Annotated in this window: 17 protein-coding genes and 1 pseudogene; 15 read left to right on the top strand and 3 right to left on the bottom strand. The window is 39.8% G+C overall.

Annotation, left to right across the window (positions count from 1 at the left end; genetic code table 11):
- Nucleotides 1–416: 416 nt before the first annotated feature.
- From LPAF129_RS04665 to LPAF129_RS04635, 7 genes are all read left to right on the top strand, one after another.
- Entirely contained in the window at nucleotides 417–659 is a 243-nt protein-coding gene (locus LPAF129_RS04665; protein ID WP_244055002.1) for a hypothetical protein, read from the top strand.
- A gap of 260 nt (nucleotides 660–919) precedes the next feature.
- Nucleotides 920–2,647, top strand: a complete 1,728-nt coding sequence (locus tag LPAF129_RS04660) for an ABC transporter ATP-binding protein (RefSeq protein WP_244055001.1) — start codon at nucleotides 920–922, stop codon at nucleotides 2,645–2,647.
- A gap of 4 nt (nucleotides 2,648–2,651) precedes the next feature.
- Nucleotides 2,652–4,514: an ABC transporter ATP-binding protein gene (locus LPAF129_RS04655; protein WP_244055000.1), complete on the top strand. Its 1,863-nt coding sequence runs from the start codon at nucleotides 2,652–2,654 to the stop codon at nucleotides 4,512–4,514.
- 125 nt (nucleotides 4,515–4,639) lie between these two features.
- The gene (locus LPAF129_RS04650; protein ID WP_244054999.1) at nucleotides 4,640–5,233 is read left to right on the top strand and encodes a type IV toxin-antitoxin system AbiEi family antitoxin domain-containing protein; all 594 of its coding nucleotides are present in this window, start codon (nucleotides 4,640–4,642) and stop codon (nucleotides 5,231–5,233) included.
- Nucleotides 5,230–6,084, top strand: a complete 855-nt coding sequence (locus tag LPAF129_RS04645) for a nucleotidyl transferase AbiEii/AbiGii toxin family protein (protein WP_244054998.1) — start codon at nucleotides 5,230–5,232, stop codon at nucleotides 6,082–6,084. The genes LPAF129_RS04650 and LPAF129_RS04645 overlap by 4 nt, the downstream gene beginning before the upstream one ends.
- A gap of 231 nt (nucleotides 6,085–6,315) precedes the next feature.
- Nucleotides 6,316–6,855 (top strand): type IV toxin-antitoxin system AbiEi family antitoxin domain-containing protein, encoded by a 540-nt coding sequence (locus LPAF129_RS04640; RefSeq protein ID WP_244054997.1) that lies wholly within the window; start codon nucleotides 6,316–6,318, stop codon nucleotides 6,853–6,855.
- A gap of 155 nt (nucleotides 6,856–7,010) precedes the next feature.
- Nucleotides 7,011–7,724, top strand: coding sequence for a hypothetical protein (locus tag LPAF129_RS04635; RefSeq protein ID WP_244054996.1), 714 nt, complete (start codon nucleotides 7,011–7,013; stop codon nucleotides 7,722–7,724).
- Nucleotides 7,725–7,834: 110 nt separating this feature from the next.
- On the opposite strand, the gene LPAF129_RS04630 is transcribed toward LPAF129_RS04635, so the two are convergent.
- Complete coding sequence (locus LPAF129_RS04630) at nucleotides 7,835–8,191, bottom strand: helix-turn-helix domain-containing protein (protein ID WP_244054995.1); 357 nt, start codon at nucleotides 8,189–8,191, stop codon at nucleotides 7,835–7,837.
- A gap of 278 nt (nucleotides 8,192–8,469) precedes the next feature.
- On the opposite strand from LPAF129_RS04630, the gene LPAF129_RS11205 reads away from it, so the two are divergent.
- The 3 genes from LPAF129_RS11205 (at nucleotide 8,470) to LPAF129_RS04620 (ending at nucleotide 10,682) form a co-directional block, all read left to right on the top strand.
- On the top strand, nucleotides 8,470–8,598 hold the full coding sequence (locus LPAF129_RS11205) for a hypothetical protein (RefSeq protein WP_265747199.1): 129 nt from the start codon (nucleotides 8,470–8,472) through the stop codon (nucleotides 8,596–8,598).
- Nucleotides 8,599–8,622: 24 nt separating this feature from the next.
- Nucleotides 8,623–9,900 carry a hypothetical protein gene (locus tag LPAF129_RS04625; RefSeq protein ID WP_244054994.1) on the top strand — a complete coding sequence of 426 codons (1,278 nt, stop codon included), beginning with the start codon at nucleotides 8,623–8,625 and terminating at the stop codon, nucleotides 9,898–9,900.
- Nucleotides 9,901–10,094: 194 nt separating this feature from the next.
- Nucleotides 10,095–10,682: a hypothetical protein gene (locus tag LPAF129_RS04620; protein ID WP_244054993.1), complete on the top strand. Its 588-nt coding sequence runs from the start codon at nucleotides 10,095–10,097 to the stop codon at nucleotides 10,680–10,682.
- 48 nt (nucleotides 10,683–10,730) lie between these two features.
- On the opposite strand, the pseudogene LPAF129_RS04615 reads toward LPAF129_RS04620, so the two are convergent.
- A pseudogene (locus LPAF129_RS04615) lies at nucleotides 10,731–11,765 on the bottom strand (replication initiator protein A); the annotation flags it as partial.
- Nucleotides 11,766–11,870: 105 nt separating this feature from the next.
- Here LPAF129_RS04615 and LPAF129_RS04610 point away from each other — a divergent pair.
- From LPAF129_RS04610 to LPAF129_RS04590, 5 genes are all read left to right on the top strand, one after another.
- Entirely contained in the window at nucleotides 11,871–12,698 is an 828-nt protein-coding gene (locus tag LPAF129_RS04610; protein ID WP_244054991.1) for an exodeoxyribonuclease III, read from the top strand.
- 129 nt (nucleotides 12,699–12,827) lie between these two features.
- Nucleotides 12,828–13,826, top strand: a complete 999-nt coding sequence (locus LPAF129_RS04605) for a YeiH family protein (RefSeq protein WP_244054990.1) — start codon at nucleotides 12,828–12,830, stop codon at nucleotides 13,824–13,826.
- 678 nt (nucleotides 13,827–14,504) lie between these two features.
- Entirely contained in the window at nucleotides 14,505–14,912 is a 408-nt protein-coding gene (locus LPAF129_RS04600) for an OsmC family protein (protein WP_244054989.1), read from the top strand.
- 27 nt (nucleotides 14,913–14,939) lie between these two features.
- On the top strand, nucleotides 14,940–15,995 hold the full coding sequence (locus LPAF129_RS04595) for a hypothetical protein (protein WP_244054988.1): 1,056 nt from the start codon (nucleotides 14,940–14,942) through the stop codon (nucleotides 15,993–15,995).
- 319 nt (nucleotides 15,996–16,314) lie between these two features.
- Entirely contained in the window at nucleotides 16,315–16,584 is a 270-nt protein-coding gene (locus LPAF129_RS04590) for a hypothetical protein (protein WP_244054987.1), read from the top strand.
- On the opposite strand, the gene LPAF129_RS04585 is transcribed toward LPAF129_RS04590, so the two are convergent.
- On the bottom strand, nucleotides 16,581–17,257 hold a 677-nt coding region (locus LPAF129_RS04585; RefSeq protein ID WP_244054986.1), incomplete at its 5' end, for a hypothetical protein. The genes LPAF129_RS04590 and LPAF129_RS04585 overlap by 4 nt on opposite strands.

Below are 17,257 nucleotides of genomic sequence, written 5' to 3'. Positions count from 1 at the left end.
AGCAGCAACGTGAGGGAAAAGGACTCGTAACCATTTTTCACAAGGATGCTAAATTCCATGACATTGAGGTCTAAAGTAATTCGATGATTGTAAAGAACATGTTGTTAGAGAAATATCCTATGCTTACGTTGCGATATAGGAAAGATTTATCTAAGAATGAAATCGATTGCAACGTATAATGTGCTGATAAAAGTTGATTACTTTATGCTATTGCGTTTGGTTTGTTAATAGTATTTGCTGGGATGGCTTTCTTATGTAAATTCATGTTACACTCGTTCTTAATATTTTATTATTTTGCTAAGTATGGGGAACAATATAAGGAAAAATTCAAGATTACAGATAGTGGTATGGATCCCGTAAGGCAAAACGACTTGCAAAAAAGAAAGTCAGATAAGGGATGATTGTTAGCTAACGGGTTGATTTTAGTAAGTGTACCAACAGAAGGAAAGCTTACCAATGCAGAATATCAAAAATTTTTAGCACAATTTGATTATTCTCAACTACCTGATGGCTACTATATTTTTAATGGCTTGGAAGTTTCTTATCCGGTGATCGAGGTCAGAAATCACAAGTTAGTCAAACAATTAGCGGCAATGAGCCTGGTGATTTTTGAAAAACCGCAGTATAAAGTAGGAATCTATGATAGCAATGATGTTTAAGATGATCATGCTGGAGCTAGTCCTTTAGCTGTCAGGGCTTGAGTGATAGAAAGCACCCTCGGGTTTCAACCGCAATTGTAGTAATACAATTTATTTTTTTTATTTTTCGGCATTGCTAAGTGGCTTACTTGGTAGTGCCTTTTTGAATATAATCAGAATTATCGTTAGAAATTCCAGGTGAGCTGATTTATCTGCTTTCTCAGAAATCTATGTTAAATTAAATGTAAACGCTTAATTTATTGAATGAAGAAGGTGCTGTGATGTTAAAAGTACTAGCGAAATCAATTAGAGAGTTTAAATTGCCGTCGGTGTTGGCGTCTTTAATGGTGGTGCTCGAAACAGCTTGTGAAACCATGATTCCGTTTTTAATGGCGAAAATTATTGATCAAGGGTTTACGCCACGAAATTTGGCGGTGATTTATCAAATTGGTGGGATTTTACTAGTGATCGCAGTGATTTCATTGGCATGTGGTGCCGGTGCGAGTCGGTTATCTAGTATCGCAGCTGTGGGTGTTGCTCATAATGTCCGCCATGATCTTTATGCACATATTCAGCGCTTTTCGTTTACGAATATCGACCGTTTTTCTGACGCTAGTTTAGTGACACGCTTAACGACAGACATTACTAATTTGCAAAACGCCTACCAACAGTTAATTCGCGGGGCTTTCCGGGCACCTTCGATGATTATTTTTTCTATCATTCTGGCTTTTACTGTCAATGCCCAGATGGCGGTAATTTTTGTGATTGCTTTGCCAATTTTAGGGAGTGGGCTCTGGCTCATTATTAGAAAGGTTCATCCGCTGTTCCGGAAAGTTTTCCGAGCCTATGATCACTTAAACGAAATTTTGAGTGAAAACATCCATGGAATCAAAGTTGTTAAATCCTATGTTAGACAGCCCCGTGAAATTCAGAAGTTCACTGCTGTTTCCCAAGAAATTTACCATAACTATTCGTGGGCTCAGCGACTAATGGCATTAAACCAGCCATTGATGCAACTGATCAGTAATTTGACGTTACTGGCATTGTTTTGGTTTGGCGGCAGAATGATTGTCAATGGTGCAATGGAAACGGGACAATTAGTGAGTTTGACTGCCTATGGGATGTCAATTTTAATGAGTTTAATGATGTTATCGGGAATTTTTAATCAGTTGACGATCGCGCAAACTTCGGCTGAACGTTTGTCAGAAACATTGGTTGAAGAGCCAACGATCGTGGAAAAAGAGCACCCCTTAACCGAAGTTCAAAATGGTCAAATTGATTTTGAAAATGTCAGTTTTAACTATGCTGATTCAAGTGAAAATGAACAATTATACCAGGTCAATTTACACATTCAAAGTGGACAGTTAGTCGGGATTTTGGGGAATACTGGTGCTGGTAAATCAACGTTGGTGGAAATGATTCCCCGTTTGTATGACGTGACTGCTGGTCGGGTCGTGTTGGCGGGACATGATGTGAAGGAATACCAATTAAAAGCATTGCGTGATAGCGTAGCGTTGGTCTTGCAAGACAGTCTGTTATTTTCTGGGACGATCCGAGAAAATTTACTATGGGGAAATCCCAGTGCGACTGATGAGCAACTGCACTGGGCAGTCCAACAAGCACAAATCGCTGACTTTATCGAAAAACTGCCTGACAAATATGAGACGATGCTGGGGCAAACTGGAACGAGTATTTCTGGCGGACAGAGGCAACGCTTGAGTATCGCACGTTCATTATTGAAAACGCCCAAAGTCTTGATTATGGACGATTCAACTAGTGCGGTGGATACGAATACCGAAAAACGCCTGCAACAGGCTTTGCGTCAAGAGATGCCAGTAACAACTAAAATTGTGATTTCACAGCGGATCTCGGCGGTGGCAGATGCTGATTTAATTGTTGTCTTGGAAGACGGCAAGGTAGTGGGGACTGGTACGCATGACCAACTTCTCCAGACTAATCAACACTATCGTCAAATCGCTGACGCCCAAGAACGTAGCGCAAGGAAGTGAGCAGATGACTGACAAAAAACAAAATCAAGCGGTAGACTGGCAAACACTCGGACGTTTGCTAAAAATGATGTTTAGTAATTACGGTGGCCGGCTAGTACTGGCAATTGGCGGGATCGTGGTCAGTTGTTTGGCGACAGTGTTAGGTTCTTATTTTATTCAGTTCTTAATTGATAGCTATGTCACACCGTTGATTGGAAAAAAGGCTCCTGATTTTGGCCCACTATTGCAGGCCATTGGGGTAATGGGCGTCATTTTTGCCAGCGGAATCATTGCTTCTTTGCTCTACTCACAAATTATGGCAGCAACTGGGCAACGAGTCCAAAAAACGCTTCGTGATGAGATGTTCACTCACATGGAAGGTTTACCGCAGGGGTATTTTGACCAAACTAATGCCGGAATTTTAATGAGTACCTATACGAATGATATTGATACGTTAATGCAGATGATCATGCAGGCTTTTCCACAGCTGCTGAACTCCGTTTTGAGTTTTTCATTTTCATTAGTCATGATGTTTATTTTGAGCTGGCAGCTATCTATGATTTCAGTGGGAGTCTTTATTTTAGGAATCTTGATCGTCCGCTTTTTGATCGTGCGCAGTCGGTTGTACTACCAGCAACAACAACGAGAAATTGGAAAAATCGACGGTTTTGTCGAAGAAATGTTAAGCGGTTTAAAAGTGGTTAAGGTTTTTTCACACGAAAAACAAGTCCAACAAGAATTTGACCAGAAAAATGATGACTGGCAAATTGCGGCGACTCAAGCTAATATTTACTCAACTTCTGTTTTTCCAATCATGGGTAATGTGGGAAACTTCTTATATGTACTCGTGGCAATCGTTGGTGGAACACTGGCGATCAACGGAAAAACAGCTTTAACCTTAGGGACAATTGCCGCTTTTTTGCAATTAAGTCGGTCATTTAGTCAGCCAATTGCTGGGGCTTCTCAGCAGTTGAACTTTATTATTCAGGGGATGGCTGGTACGCGGCGAATTTTCAGGTTATTAGACCAGAAAGAAGAAAGTGATCATGGGACAGTAACGCTAGTGAATGTCGAAGCAGATGAAACTGGGCGTTTGAACGAGACTGCCGAATATACAGGCAAACTAGCATGGAAGACTGGCACCGATTTGACTTTGTTAGCAGGTAACGTGACGTTTAATAACGTAGACTTTGCTTACGGGCAAGAAGACGTTTTGCATCAGGTTTCGTTTGTGGCTCAAGCCGGACAAAAAATTGCACTAGTTGGACCGACTGGGGCGGGGAAAACGACCATTATTAACGTTTTAAACCGGTTTTATGATATTAGTCAGGGCAGTATTACCTATGATGGCATCAATATTCGGCAAATCAAAAAAGATGATTTACGTGCGTCATTGGGATTGATCTTGCAGGAAACTCATCTTTTTACGGGGACAATTGCGGATAATATTCGGTATGGACGGTTAAATGCGAGTGACGAGGAAGTCAAACAGGCAGCCGATTTAGCTCAAGCAACAGCTTTTATTGAGAAGTTACCACAAGGATTTCAGACGAGAATTAGTGGCAATAGCTCGGATTTATCACAGGGCCAGCAACAACTATTAGCAATTGCACGGGCCGCGTTAACGGATGCACCAGTGTTAATTTTGGATGAGGCGACTTCAAATATTGATACGCAGACTGAACAGTTGATTCAGCAAGGATTAGAAAACCTGATGGCGGGTAGAACGTCATTTGCGATTGCACACCGTCTCTCCACGATTTTTGACTCTGATTTGATTATGGTTATCGATGATGGGCGAGTAGTTGAGATGGGCAACCATGATGAATTAATTGAAAAACATGGGATGTACTATGATCTATATCACGGAACACTGACGTTGGAATAAATCACTAAGATCCATTCTTAAACTATGGTTTTGAATTTTAAAAATACAAATCAAAATAATCCGCTTTTTACACAAAAGATGGTATACTTTGTGTAAAAAGCGGATTATTTATGAGGTGGAAAATCATGACTCAAAAAGATTTAGTTTTAGAGTATTTAAGTCGGAATGGTGGACAAATTAATGCGAAACAGGCTGAACAGCTCGGTGTTGCGCCTAGGACGTTACGTAATATGTATGCGCATGATGAACTTGAAAGGCTGGCACCTGGGGTTTATATTTCTCCGTTTGAGTTGGGGGATGACTTTGCCTCATTGCAGTATCGACTATCAAAAGGAATCTTTTTTAAAGATAGTGCCTTATTTTTATGGGGAATGATTGATCGGACACCAGCTAGATATGAAATGAATTTTCCGTTACCTTATTCGTACGGTTTAAAGAAAAATGAACCACTGAAAATATATCGTCAATCAGAGAAACTTTATCAAATTGGAATTACTGAAGTTAAGACTCCGGGAGGAAACATGGTACGAGTTTATGATATTGAGCGAACCTTGTGTGATATCCTGAGGCAACGCGATAGGTCTGATTCAGAAACCATTAAACAAGCAATGAATAGTTATATTGCAATGAACGATAAAAATATTTCAAGGCTTGTTGAATATGCAAACTTATTTCATGTGAGAGATGAAGTTCAAAAGTATATGGAGGTTCTTTTATGAAGTTAAATTTTTCAGATAAAAAACAATTTTTAGCAGTTATTAGAAAATTAGCAAAGGAAAGAAAAATGAGTCCATTTCTTCTTTTGCAAGAGGTTATTTTAGATGAATTGTTAGACAAAATCGCCCATTCAGAATATAAAAATAATTTGGTATTAAAAGGTGGTTTCTTAATTGCTTCACTTCTTGGCACGGATACTCGTTCAACACGTGATCTTGATACATCAGTTGTAGGATTTCCAGTGACAAGAAAAGAGATTAGTAAAATTTTTACTGATATATGTGCAATTAAATTACCAGAAGACATGATAGAACTAAAGATTATTAAAGTAGACGATATTAGAAAAGATGCTGAATATAGTGGTTATCGTATTCATATTAAAGCTAAGGTTTACTCATCTGTGGTAGATATTAAGGTAGATATTTCTACAGGCGATGTGATTACGGAACATGCAATTTCATATGGGCATAAGTTATTGTTAGAAGATAGAACCATAGAAATTATGGCATATAATGTGGAAACTATTATTGATGAAAAAATAGAAACGATTGTTAGTCGAGGATTATTAAATACGCGATTAAAAGATTTTTATGACTTGTACTTATTTGATCAGCAAAGAGACAATAGTATTGATTTTAAATTGCTAAGAAAAGCTATTTATGAGACTGCAAAAAATCGAGGAACAGAGCAAAATATTTCAAATTACAGCGGTGAAATCAAGTTACTAAAAATTGATTCAAATTTAGACAAAATGTGGCAAGCTTATCAGACTAAAAATGATTTCGCGAAGAATATTAAGTTTGTAAGTACCTGTGATGCAGCTCTTGATTTGATTCAACAAGCTAATTTATAATAACCTCCTTTCAATAAGGTTATTTATAGGGGTTAAAACTAATGTGTACAGGGAAGATGTGATAATTAAGTAATTTAAACTGTATTGCTAATAAAGATTTTTGACGACGTACTGAACAAATAAGAATCACGTAATACACACAGTTTAATGTCATGATTGTGTATATTACGTGAAGTGGTCAGAGCGAATAATCTGATTCAAGAATTCTTGCAACTAAATAACGGATAAATTATGGTTACAGATATGCGAGAACTGGGGATGAAACCGCACTTGCTAATCGATTTAGCCAATCGCGGTCAATTAGAGTGGGTTGATCGTGGTGTTTATATTGATTCGGCGATATTTGAAGATGATCTGTATATTTTGCAATATCGCTTTAAAAAAGGCGTTTTCTTCAAGGATAGTGCGCTATTTTTGCATCATATGCTTGATCGTACACCTGATCGTTATCAAATAAATTTTCCGCTAGGTTACAATTCATCGACTATCAAACGCTATCCAGTTCGAGTTTATCGGCAAAAAGAAGAGTGGCAGTCTTTAGGAATCGAGGAAGTCTTAACTCCTGGACAGCACAAAGTCCGTGTTTATAATATTGAGCGAACCTTGTGCGACATTTTACGGCAGCGAGATAGTTCGGATTCAGAAACAATTCGTCAAGCCATGGTAATGTACGCTCACATGAATTCCAAAAATCTGAGGCGTTTAACGGAATACGCTAGATTGTTTAAGGTTGAGGAAAAAATTAGTAATTATATGGAGGTACTACTATGAAATTAGGTTTGAGAAATGGACAGCAGTTTAAGGCGAAAATTCGGAATTTGGCTAAGCAAAAGAAAGTTGCTCCGCTTTTTACACAAAAGATAGGGTGATTTGTGTAAAAAACGGAGTAGGTTTGAAGTAAAGAATCATATAGGAGGTTAAAATCAATGCGGGCGGGGGAAGATGTGATTCGGCGAAATAAATTACGTGACTTAAAATTGTATCACCAAGAAGGATTCATGGCGACTTACCAACAAAGTTCTGGTGATCGAAAAATTTGGCTGTTAGAGAATGTGTATTCTATTTCGCAAGATGAGATTGTAACGGATCATGTCTGGTTGAAGGTTCCAGTTCCGCTACGAGAAGTTCAGTTACCATTTAGATGTGTAATTAGTTTTAGTGCGGAAGTTAGTTGCTACCGTAAGTACGACAAATTACAGCATGGTTTTGTTTCGGATTACGGCCTTCAATATCCGCAGAAAATCCAACAGTGTCAAGCGACTGAACGGTATGCTAATTTAACGAGCCAGGCACCTACGCCACAAAAAACGGCGCGCAGTAAATCTGTGCAATTGTTAAAGGAACTAAACGATAGACGACCACACCAATTTTCAGCAGCTATCCTTGGTCGTCCCAGAAAACATGATGGGGAAAAACGAATCCGCTTGGCTCACATTTATTCATATGACTATCGAAGTATGCTGAATCGGATGCTAGAAGCTAACCTTAGCCCAGAATTGAAAAAACTTAAACCGGGACAAGTTTTTGATTTTTCAGCCTATTTGGTAACACGACGAAGTGCTGACACCAGCTTGTCCCAGGCTAATCGGGTCATTTATTTTTTTGATAGGGTAACAGATGTGAAATTTGAACGTCGTTAATACGTGGCTGATTACAACGCTTTCTTGTGTGTACCTTAGAACCTACTAATCAAAATACTGAGGCACGTTAATAAAGCTCCGCACTTGAATTGACAGGTGCGGAGCTTTTATTATTTGATTTCAGCGAGAATTTGTAAGAAGTTTTTAGCAAGACGTTCTGCTTGTTGTGGTTCCATGAGCTCAAGCTGTCTTGTCAGTAATTGAACATTGGGAGTTGGGATTGTTTCTTCTGATGCTGGCTCTTGATACTCGGAGCCAGTCTGAGCTAATAAAGAATTAACGTCAGTTTGTAAAGCAAAAGCAATCTGGTAGAGGTTTTGAATGCTGATATTTTGACCATTGGTTCGTTCTAATTTAGAGATAAAGTTGACAGATAAATTACTAAACTCAGCTAGTTTTTCTTGACTTAAGCCAAGTTGGTTGCGACGTTCGCGAATGTTGTTGCCGATGATTAAGTTAATATTCAAGCGTTGGATGCCTCCTGTTTAGTAAGAAAGACGTATTAGTTTGAATATAAAGAAAATTGAGTAGAAAAATAACACACTATAATAATCATTAAAAACAAATACTATAATAACTTGACAAACTATGGTAAATGATTTTTTGGTGTAGTACAATGAAAAAGTGGTATAGGAGTAACGAAGTCGACTTTAATTGTAAAAGTCAGTTCGTTATTTTTTATTGGTATTAGAAATATTTGTTAGTCAGTAATGGTCAAAACAATTTGTTTAGGGGGAAATCGAAAATGGATCAAAAGAAACGATTGTTGTATAGTACTTTGGTTTTAGGGGGAGCAGTTGCGGTTGGAACGACAACCGTGACAGCTAATGCAGATACTGTGGCTACAACACAGGCGATGGAAAATAAACAGTAGAAATTAATATAGGGGGCATTCTTAGTGGATAGTTTGAAAAAGATTTCTAAAAAAACATGGCTCATCATTGCGGTGGTAGTTATTGTTTTTGGAGGAATTTGGTATTTTGCCAGTCATAAAAAAGTGAGTGTTTTAGATAAAGAAGATGTCAACATGTCATTTGACGGATATGACAGCGAAGGTAGCTATTATTATAACAATAGTGGCATTGAAAAGAAAATCGTTCAGACACTAATCGATAAAACTAAGTTAAGCGACTATTGGGAAAGTAAAGTCAAAAATAATCTTGAAAGTTTAAGTGATTTAGAAGAGCTGAAGGATCCTGAAAACTTAGATGGAATGGAAACTATCTTAGGACAGAAATTAAAGCCGTCAGAAAGAAAACATTTATTACGCCTAGGACAGCGGGCAAAAGACGTTGATGTTGACGCATACGATAATGCCAAGACGTCTGAGCTAAGCAATGGGGACAAAGTGACGGTGGAAGTTACTGTTGAACCTAATGGCGATAAAGATAGCTCAGATAGTGCTGAAGATCATGATGTAAAGTCTAATCCAATTAAGCCACAAAAAATGACGTTCAAAGTTAAAGGTTTAAAGAAAATCAAGACTGCATCAACTAAAGGTATTTTATCTAAAATAAATGCCTCGTTTAGTGGGTTTAACGGTAGGGGACAAATCAAGATTAAGACAGATCTCAATAATTTATCTGACAGAGATGTCAAGGTTAAGAAAAATGGTCAGTTATCTAATGGTGACAAAGTTACTGTTAAGTTTTCCAAGGATATCTTTAAAAAAAGAGGTTATAGTTTTCACGGCAGTCGAGAAAAAACATTTAAGGTTTCTGGATTAACTAATTTAGATCAGGTTGTTTCAGTTGCCTCGGTTCAAAAATTGACTGATAAAGAATTATACGATTTCTTGAATAATGATGATGGTCACCTGAAAATTGATATGGAATTAAAAGGTATTTATGTCTTACCAATTGATGAGTACTCTACTCATGATGATTATTCTGAGAAACAGTATCAGGGTAGTCAAAAAGAAGTTTTAGTTAATGAAGATCCAGAAGAGGATAATCAAAAGTTTTCAGTAGTAGCTGTTTATCATGCTTCTCGAAAAGACATTCCAACGGGAGATACAGAAGTTGCTAATTGGACAGTAGCCATTGATGGTTTGGAGTACCAGGGAAAACAAATTAAGGTGGATGGTAGCAATACACCACATCTAATGGACTTTGATAGTATGACTTTACAAGAAAAACTAAATAATTTGGCAATTATTGGTAGTAAAGTTAAATAGAAAATCGAAACAATTTGTTTGCAAAATTCAAGCGTATGTAGACACGAAATACTAGGATATTACTTGAAGTTGATCAAGGGATGCTTATTGGTTTATCACTAATAATGGTGTGCTTGGAATAGTCTATCAAAGTTTGCTAATGTACTGCAGTAGTAATTATAAAGAATAAAGTTTGAAGGAAGAAGGAAATACAAATGCGCAACAAAAACAATATCACCATCATCGGCGCTGTCGTGGTCGTCCTAGTTATTATTTTAGGCGGATTCGGCTGGCACCATCACAAACAAGCAAATGAGCTAAATGGTGAGTGGGTCAGCATTTATGATAAAGATGATGGTTCTAACCTTGCAACGGCAGAAATGGTTGCACCACAGGTTCTTTCAATTAAAGGACATAAATACCAAGTGAAAACTCAATTTGATTATCGTCATGGTAGGGGCGGTAAAATACGTTATTCTGACGTTGGATTTGACCATAAAGGAACATTCAAGCTTAATCGTAAAGAACAGGAAGCAACTTTTGTCAATGAAAAGGACAACCAGTATATTAGTCCATTTGACCAGACTATGACTTATAAGCTATCTACGGATAAAAATACTTTAATGATAATAACTCCTAATTCTTCACCGTTTACTCATGTTTTTTCAGATACCAAAAATACGACCGCTAAATACTTTATTCGCAAGGATAGTACGCAGTATAAAAAATGGCATAAAGAAGCTATGAAATACGCTAAAACTCACCACATAACTAAAGATTATCAAATAGCTAAAAACAAGTAACGACCTGTAACCATCGTACTAGCGATGGTTTTTTAATGTCTAAAAGCCTTAGCAAGTAACTTCTGACCACTGGTACATCGGGATTATACCGCCATTAGGGTTCTTGCGTTGGTTCTCTTGACCTCGTTGATATTCTCTAAATTGCATGAAGGTAGACTTCACCGTTCCCCAAAGGTAACTAGCAAAATCGCCACGAACTTTGCCAGTTTTTAAGCGCAGTAAGGCACTTAGCACATCTCGACTAATTTTTTCACTGGCCGTTTTTCCAAAACCATCGGGGAATATTGCGTCTTCAGTCTGAATTGGCTCGTCAAGGGCTATTTTTCTTTCAGCATAACGTTTAGCACTAGTAATGGCACTTAGACATTTATTTAACATCGGGACATCGTCACATGCTTTACCAAGCATTGATAACGCATGGTCGGACAATATAGTCTGTGATTCAAGGCTGTGGTTTAAGGTGTCAGCAATGTTGTCGAGTAGTCCTTGATTTAAAACGATTGAGTTATCGTGGTCATTTTGGACACTGTGATTGTTGTCTGTATTAATAGTCTGTATTAATGTTTTTAATATAGTTAGGTTTGAGTTTAACTTTAAAGTATCTTGTGCGTATCCAGCATTTTCGCTGACTTTAGTAATGTTGTTATCACCATTTTGAGCAGACTTTCCCGTAGTTAAGGGGCTTTTAATGCTTGACTTGTTAGCTTCCTTTTCAGAAATAGGGGTACTTAATTTATCATTTCGTGCACTTCCGAAGTGATTTGAAACTATTTCCTGTACACTTCCATTTGAAGGTGTATAAGTATCACTTCCATTAACTTCTAATTCGCATAAGTATAGAATGTTGGGTTCATTTTTCCACTTTTTTCGGTTAAATCCACGTTTAACTTGATATAAAAGCTTCAAGTTTACTAGTTCTTGTTTGATATTAACAACCTTTCTCAAGGAACAATTTAAAATGTCAGCAAGTTGTTGATTTGTATAAATGGAATAAGGACGACCATCTTCATCGACTAGTTTGTTCTTAATAGATAAACTCATACGATTATACGTTTGCATATATGCCATTCTTCCGTAGATGGATAGGTTTTGATGGTAGCGCTATCAATTAGGCACCCTAGTTCATCATTTTCCGGCTTTCGTGTTATAGTAGAAGGAACAATAATGATGGATTAAAGGAGATAAATCGTGAAATTAATTTCGTGGAATATTGATTCGTTAAATGCAGCTTTAACAAGTGATTCAAGTCGTGCCCAGTTGTCGCGGGCTGTGTTGCAGACACTGACCGACTATGATGCCGATGTGATTGCTATTCAAGAAACTAAGCTTTCAGCGAAGGGACCGACTAAAAAGCATCTGACGATCTTAAATGAGTTTTTCCCAGACTATGAAGTGGCCTGGCGTTCATCGGTGGAACCTGCGCGGAAATCTTATGCAGGGACGATGTTCTTATATAAGAAGTCTTATCAGCCAACAGTGACTTATCCGGAAATCGGTGCGCCAGGAACGATGGATCAAGAAGGACGGATCACGACGTTGGAATTTGAAGATTGTTTTGTGACACAGGTCTACACGCCAAACTCTGGCAATAAGTTAGATCGACTGGCTGATCGTCAAGTTTGGGACCAACAATACTTGGCTTACTTGCAATCCTTAGACCAACAAAAGCCAGTGATCACTTCTGGGGACTTTAACTGTGCGCATCATGAAATTGACTTGGCTCATCCTGACCGTAATCATCATTCTGCTGGTTTTACTGATGAAGAACGCGCTGATTTTACAGAATTATTAGCGGGAGGCTTTACGGATAGTTTCCGGGCGGTACATGGTGATGTGAAAGACGTTTATTCTTGGTGGGCCCAACGGGTTAAAACCAGCAAGACCAATAATTCTGGCTGGAGGATCGATTATTATTTGGTCAGCGACCGGATCAAAGACCAAATTGTTCGTTCTGAAATGATTGACTCGGGTGTGCGGCAAGATCATACGCCGATTTATTTGGAAATTAATTTGTAAGCAAAAGCCCTAATTTCGTTAATGGCAGAAATTAGGGCTTTATTTATCTGGTAAATTACGCGTATAATATTCTCGTTAATAGATTGTGCAAAATGTAAGTTTGAAAGTTAATGTTAGTGGGGGAAATAGATGAGTTTTATCAAAAAGAATTGTCAAGGAATTTTATTAGCTTTTGTTTTGGGGTTAGTTGCTACATATTTAGGGACGAAATTTACTGTGGTCGGTGGACCGGTTTTCGGGATCTTGCTAGGAATGCTGGTGGCTTTTGTGCCGCGCAAGTCATCATTTGAAGCAGGAATCACCTTTACTTCTAAGAAAGTCTTACAATCGGCCATCGTCTTGCTGGGATTTAGTTTGAACTTATTTGAGATTTTTAAGGTTGGGAAAGAGTCATTGCTGATTATCTTGTCCACGATTACGACTGCTTTAGTTGTGGCTTATTTCTTGGGCAAGTGGTTTAAGGTACCAGTTAACGTGGCCACGATGGTCGGAACTGGCTCATCGATCTGTGGTGGTTCTGCCATCGCGGCGACTGCTCCTGTTATTGATGCCAAAGACGATGAAGTTGCGACGGCCATGTCCGTTATTTTCTTCTTTAACATGATTGCGGCACTAACATTCCCAATGCTTGGAACCTGGTTAGGCATGTCTGATATTGGCTTCGGCATGTGGGCCGGAACTGCGGTCAACGATACGTCTTCTGTTGTCGCGGCAGGCCAATCCTGGTCGTTGATGCACGGTAATGATGTGGCCTTAAATTATGCGACGATCGTGAAGTTGACCCGGACTTTGGCAATCATCCCGATTACGTTGGGACTGGCATTTTACAATTCCAAGAAAAACAAGAATATTGACGTGAACTTCGCGAAGACTTTCCCATGGTTTGTGGTCTACTTTTTCTTGGCAGCGGTCTTTAGCACGATTTTCCATTTGAACAGTGATTTAGTAGCGGCATTGACGACTTTGAGCAAGTTTATGATCACCATGGCGATGGTTGCGGTGGGCTTAAACACTAACGTTGTTAAATTAGTGAAGTCAGGTGCTAAACCTTTGACATTGGGCTTTTGTTGCTGGATCGCCATTATGTCAGTCAGTTTGTTAATGCAAAAAGTGCTGCACATTTGGTAAAAAACAGAGTAGATTGAGGCGGTTAGGAGACGAGCATTAACAAGCTTTCTGGCATGATGCGTTTTTGACATCGTGACAGAAAGTAGGTTAAGCGGAATCTCTTGCCTCAAGTAGCTCGACTACAATCACAGAGTGGAACAAGCTGGTTAAGGCTCGAGCACTATCGGAACTCTGGAGTCGGTGTGGTTTCGGCATTGGCCCTGAGTTTGGATGGGCGGAAAGTTCTGGTTTGAGTAGCTCGACTACGAAAAACGAGTTACATCATTACTTCACAGTTGAAGCGATGGTGTAACTCGTTTTTTGCCAGAAGTTGCGCTGGTCTGAATGGTGAAAGTGGACATAGTCAGGGAAAGTATGTCCCTAATAGTGGTAAAAGTGGACATAGTCAGGGAAAGTATGTCCCTAATAGTGGTGAAAGTGAGCATAGTCAGGCGAAGCATGCACAGAAATGAGGGTGAAGTGAGCATAGTCAGGCGAAGTATGCACAGAAATGAGGGTGAAGTGAGCATAGTCGAGTAAAGTATGCTCAGAAATGTGGGCAAAGTGAGCATAGTCGGGGCAACTATGCTCATAAATAAGATGATTTTCTGTGTGCAAGGCTTCTTTGCCTGAGAAATGCTTAGTCAATGCTATAATAGAAATAATATAGATGAAAACTTTTTCAATGGAGGAATTAAGATGAGCACAGCTAAAGTGAAACAACTTGTTTTAAACTCGCAGGAGGGTAGTTTTGAACTACCACGTCCAGAAGATAACTGGATTTTAAAGGCCGACCAGGGATACTCACCAGTCCAAATGGTGGCAGCCGCAACGACTGCATGTGGCGGTTATGTCTATCAGGAAATCTTGACTAACTCGCGGGTGCAATTTGAAATGCAAAAAGCTGAAGTAAGCTATACTCGCGATGAAGTTGAAAATCCCGCCCATCCAATCAAAACGATTGAAATTACTTTTTATTTACGGGTTCCAGCCGAAGACCAGAAGAAAGCAACAAGTTGCCTGCGCTTGATTAGCCGTCATTGCCCAGTGATGCAGTCGCTTGATCCACAGATTCAGGTAACTGAAAAAGAAGTGTTTGTTGATTAATTGAGAGTTAAATAGGGGGATCAAGTCGTGAGTCGGAAAATTAGTGGAATTGTTGTGGGAGTAGTTGTGGTTGTTTTAGTGGTTGCGGGGGGCTTTTGGGCGCTTCATGGCAGTCAGAAAGCACAGTCAAGGGCTAAAACTGCTACGTCGCAAAAAGCAGCAACAACAAAGTCAACGTCGAAAAAAGATGAACAACAAACGAGTCGCAAACAGACAAAGCCAGCAGCACAGCCAGCAACCAAACACGTTGATACTGCGGCAGAAAAAGTCGCTCACATGAGTCAACCACAAATTGCAGCTGCTATCGCCTATTATGGTAGTCGGATTGCTGCAAGTGATGAGCGGACGTGGACGGAAGTTGCGGATCGCGCACAAGCAGGAGCCGGACTGTTTGTTTATTTGAACAAATTTGACATTGAAAACATGGATGAACCTGGCCAAGGGGTCCGCTATGCGATTTCGACGGATGATGATTTAAATGCAGATACTAGGTATACGGCGCCGTCTTACACAGTAGACCAAGACCAGACAATTCATTATTACAGTGGCAAAGCTTTGCGTGGGGCACCAATTGCTAGTTTGCCATTAACTAAGATCGTCACTAGTTTGAATCCTGAACAGACACAAGCTGTCAATCAATTAGCGCAGAAAACCCAGATTTTTGACCGGACGAACGGTGAGTCAAGTGCTGTCAAGACCGACAAAGCGCACGGCTCCAAGGTCACAATAGCTGACATTGAAGATAGTAGGGAGTTTAAAACCAAGGCCGTCGTTTTTTATGGCATGGCACATTTTAAATTCTTTAAGTGGAAAATTGACAGTGCTTGGAACAATGACCAGTATTTGGTTTCATATTTTGAGTCTAACGATGATGTGATCAGCGTTCACTCGAATGAAGTTGCTTCTGGGGTGGAAATTAATGTCGGCGACCCATCGAGCTACACATTTTTGAAAGTCGGATTATTGGCAGAAGGGCAAACTAATGTCTTAGGCCACGCTAGTCGGGAACAAGTCTTGCGGTACATTAATCAAAATGGCGGCTACGATGCGGTAGCGAAAATTGAAATCAAGCAAGCACCATAGAATAAGTGATTATGTTAATATTCCCAGTGATTAGACCATGTGTCTAGTGGCTGGGGATTTTTTGTGCTGTAAGTTTGCAATACGTGTAATACGTAATATGATCAAACGGAGAAAGTAGTGGCACGATATAAGTTGCGGAATTGGTAAAGAAGTGGGTGTGAGTACACAATCTGAGGAGTGAGAGAAAAATGAAAAACAAGCAACAACTAGAAGTAGCTTATCCAGCAGTCTTTACGCCAGAAACCAATGGTGGATATTTGATTGAGTTTCCTGATATTCAGGGAGCGTTCACAGGGATTAACACGAATGATCTAGTAAAATGGCAGAAGAAGTTTGGGGAATGGTCTGTGCGGACTATTTGGAAAATGGCGACAAACTACGGGCTCCAAGTGCTGTTAATCAGGTGGAGCATGCCGATGTAGCCTTTGTGATTTTGGTGAAAATGGATGTCGCCAAATATTTGCAAGATGGTCCACTGGTCAAAAAGAATTTGGCGATCCCAGCGTGGGCGAACCAACTAGCTCAGGACAAACAAATCAATTTTTCAGCGTTGTTGACGAAGGCCATCGCACAGGAATTGGAACACTAGAAAACGGTCAGCGGATAGAAAAGGTCTGGCCCTAAAACTGGGGAAAGAGGGGCCAAACAGAAACATTCTGGCCCTAAAACTGGGAAAGGAGGGGCCAAACAGAAACAGTCTGGCCCTAAAACTGGGGAGAGAGGGGCCAAACAGAAACATTCTGGCCCTAAAACTGGGGAGAGAGGGGCCAAACAGAAACATTCTGGCCCTAAAACTGGGGAAAGAGGGGTCAAACAGAAACAGTCTGGAGCAAAGTCGGGCGAAGAATGAGCCAGAGCACTGACCTCTGGAGCAAAGTCGGGTAAAGAATGAACCAGAGCAAGCCACTCTGGAGCAAAGTCAGGCAAAGAATGAGCCAGAGCACTGACCTCTGGAGCAAAGTCAGGCGAAGAATGAGCCAGAGCACTGACCTCTGGAGCAAAGTCAGGCGAAGAATGAGCCAGAGCACTGACCTCTGGAGCAAAGTCAGGCGAAGAATGAGCCAGAGCACTGACCTCTGGAGCAAAGTCGGGCGAAGAAAGAGCCAGAGCACCGCTCTCTGGAGCAAAGGTCAGGTAAGGAACAGAAAACTTGTAACTGGCTAAAAGAATGGCGGACTTATAACCAGTTGCGCCGAGAGTGGCTAAAAGAATGGCGAACTTATAACCAGTTGCGCCGAGAGTGGCTAAAAGAATGGCGAACT

Source organism: Ligilactobacillus pabuli, from assembly GCF_022836475.1.
Classification (GTDB): domain Bacteria; phylum Bacillota; class Bacilli; order Lactobacillales; family Lactobacillaceae; genus Ligilactobacillus; species Ligilactobacillus pabuli.
This window is presented reverse-complemented; position numbering and strand designations above follow the sequence as displayed.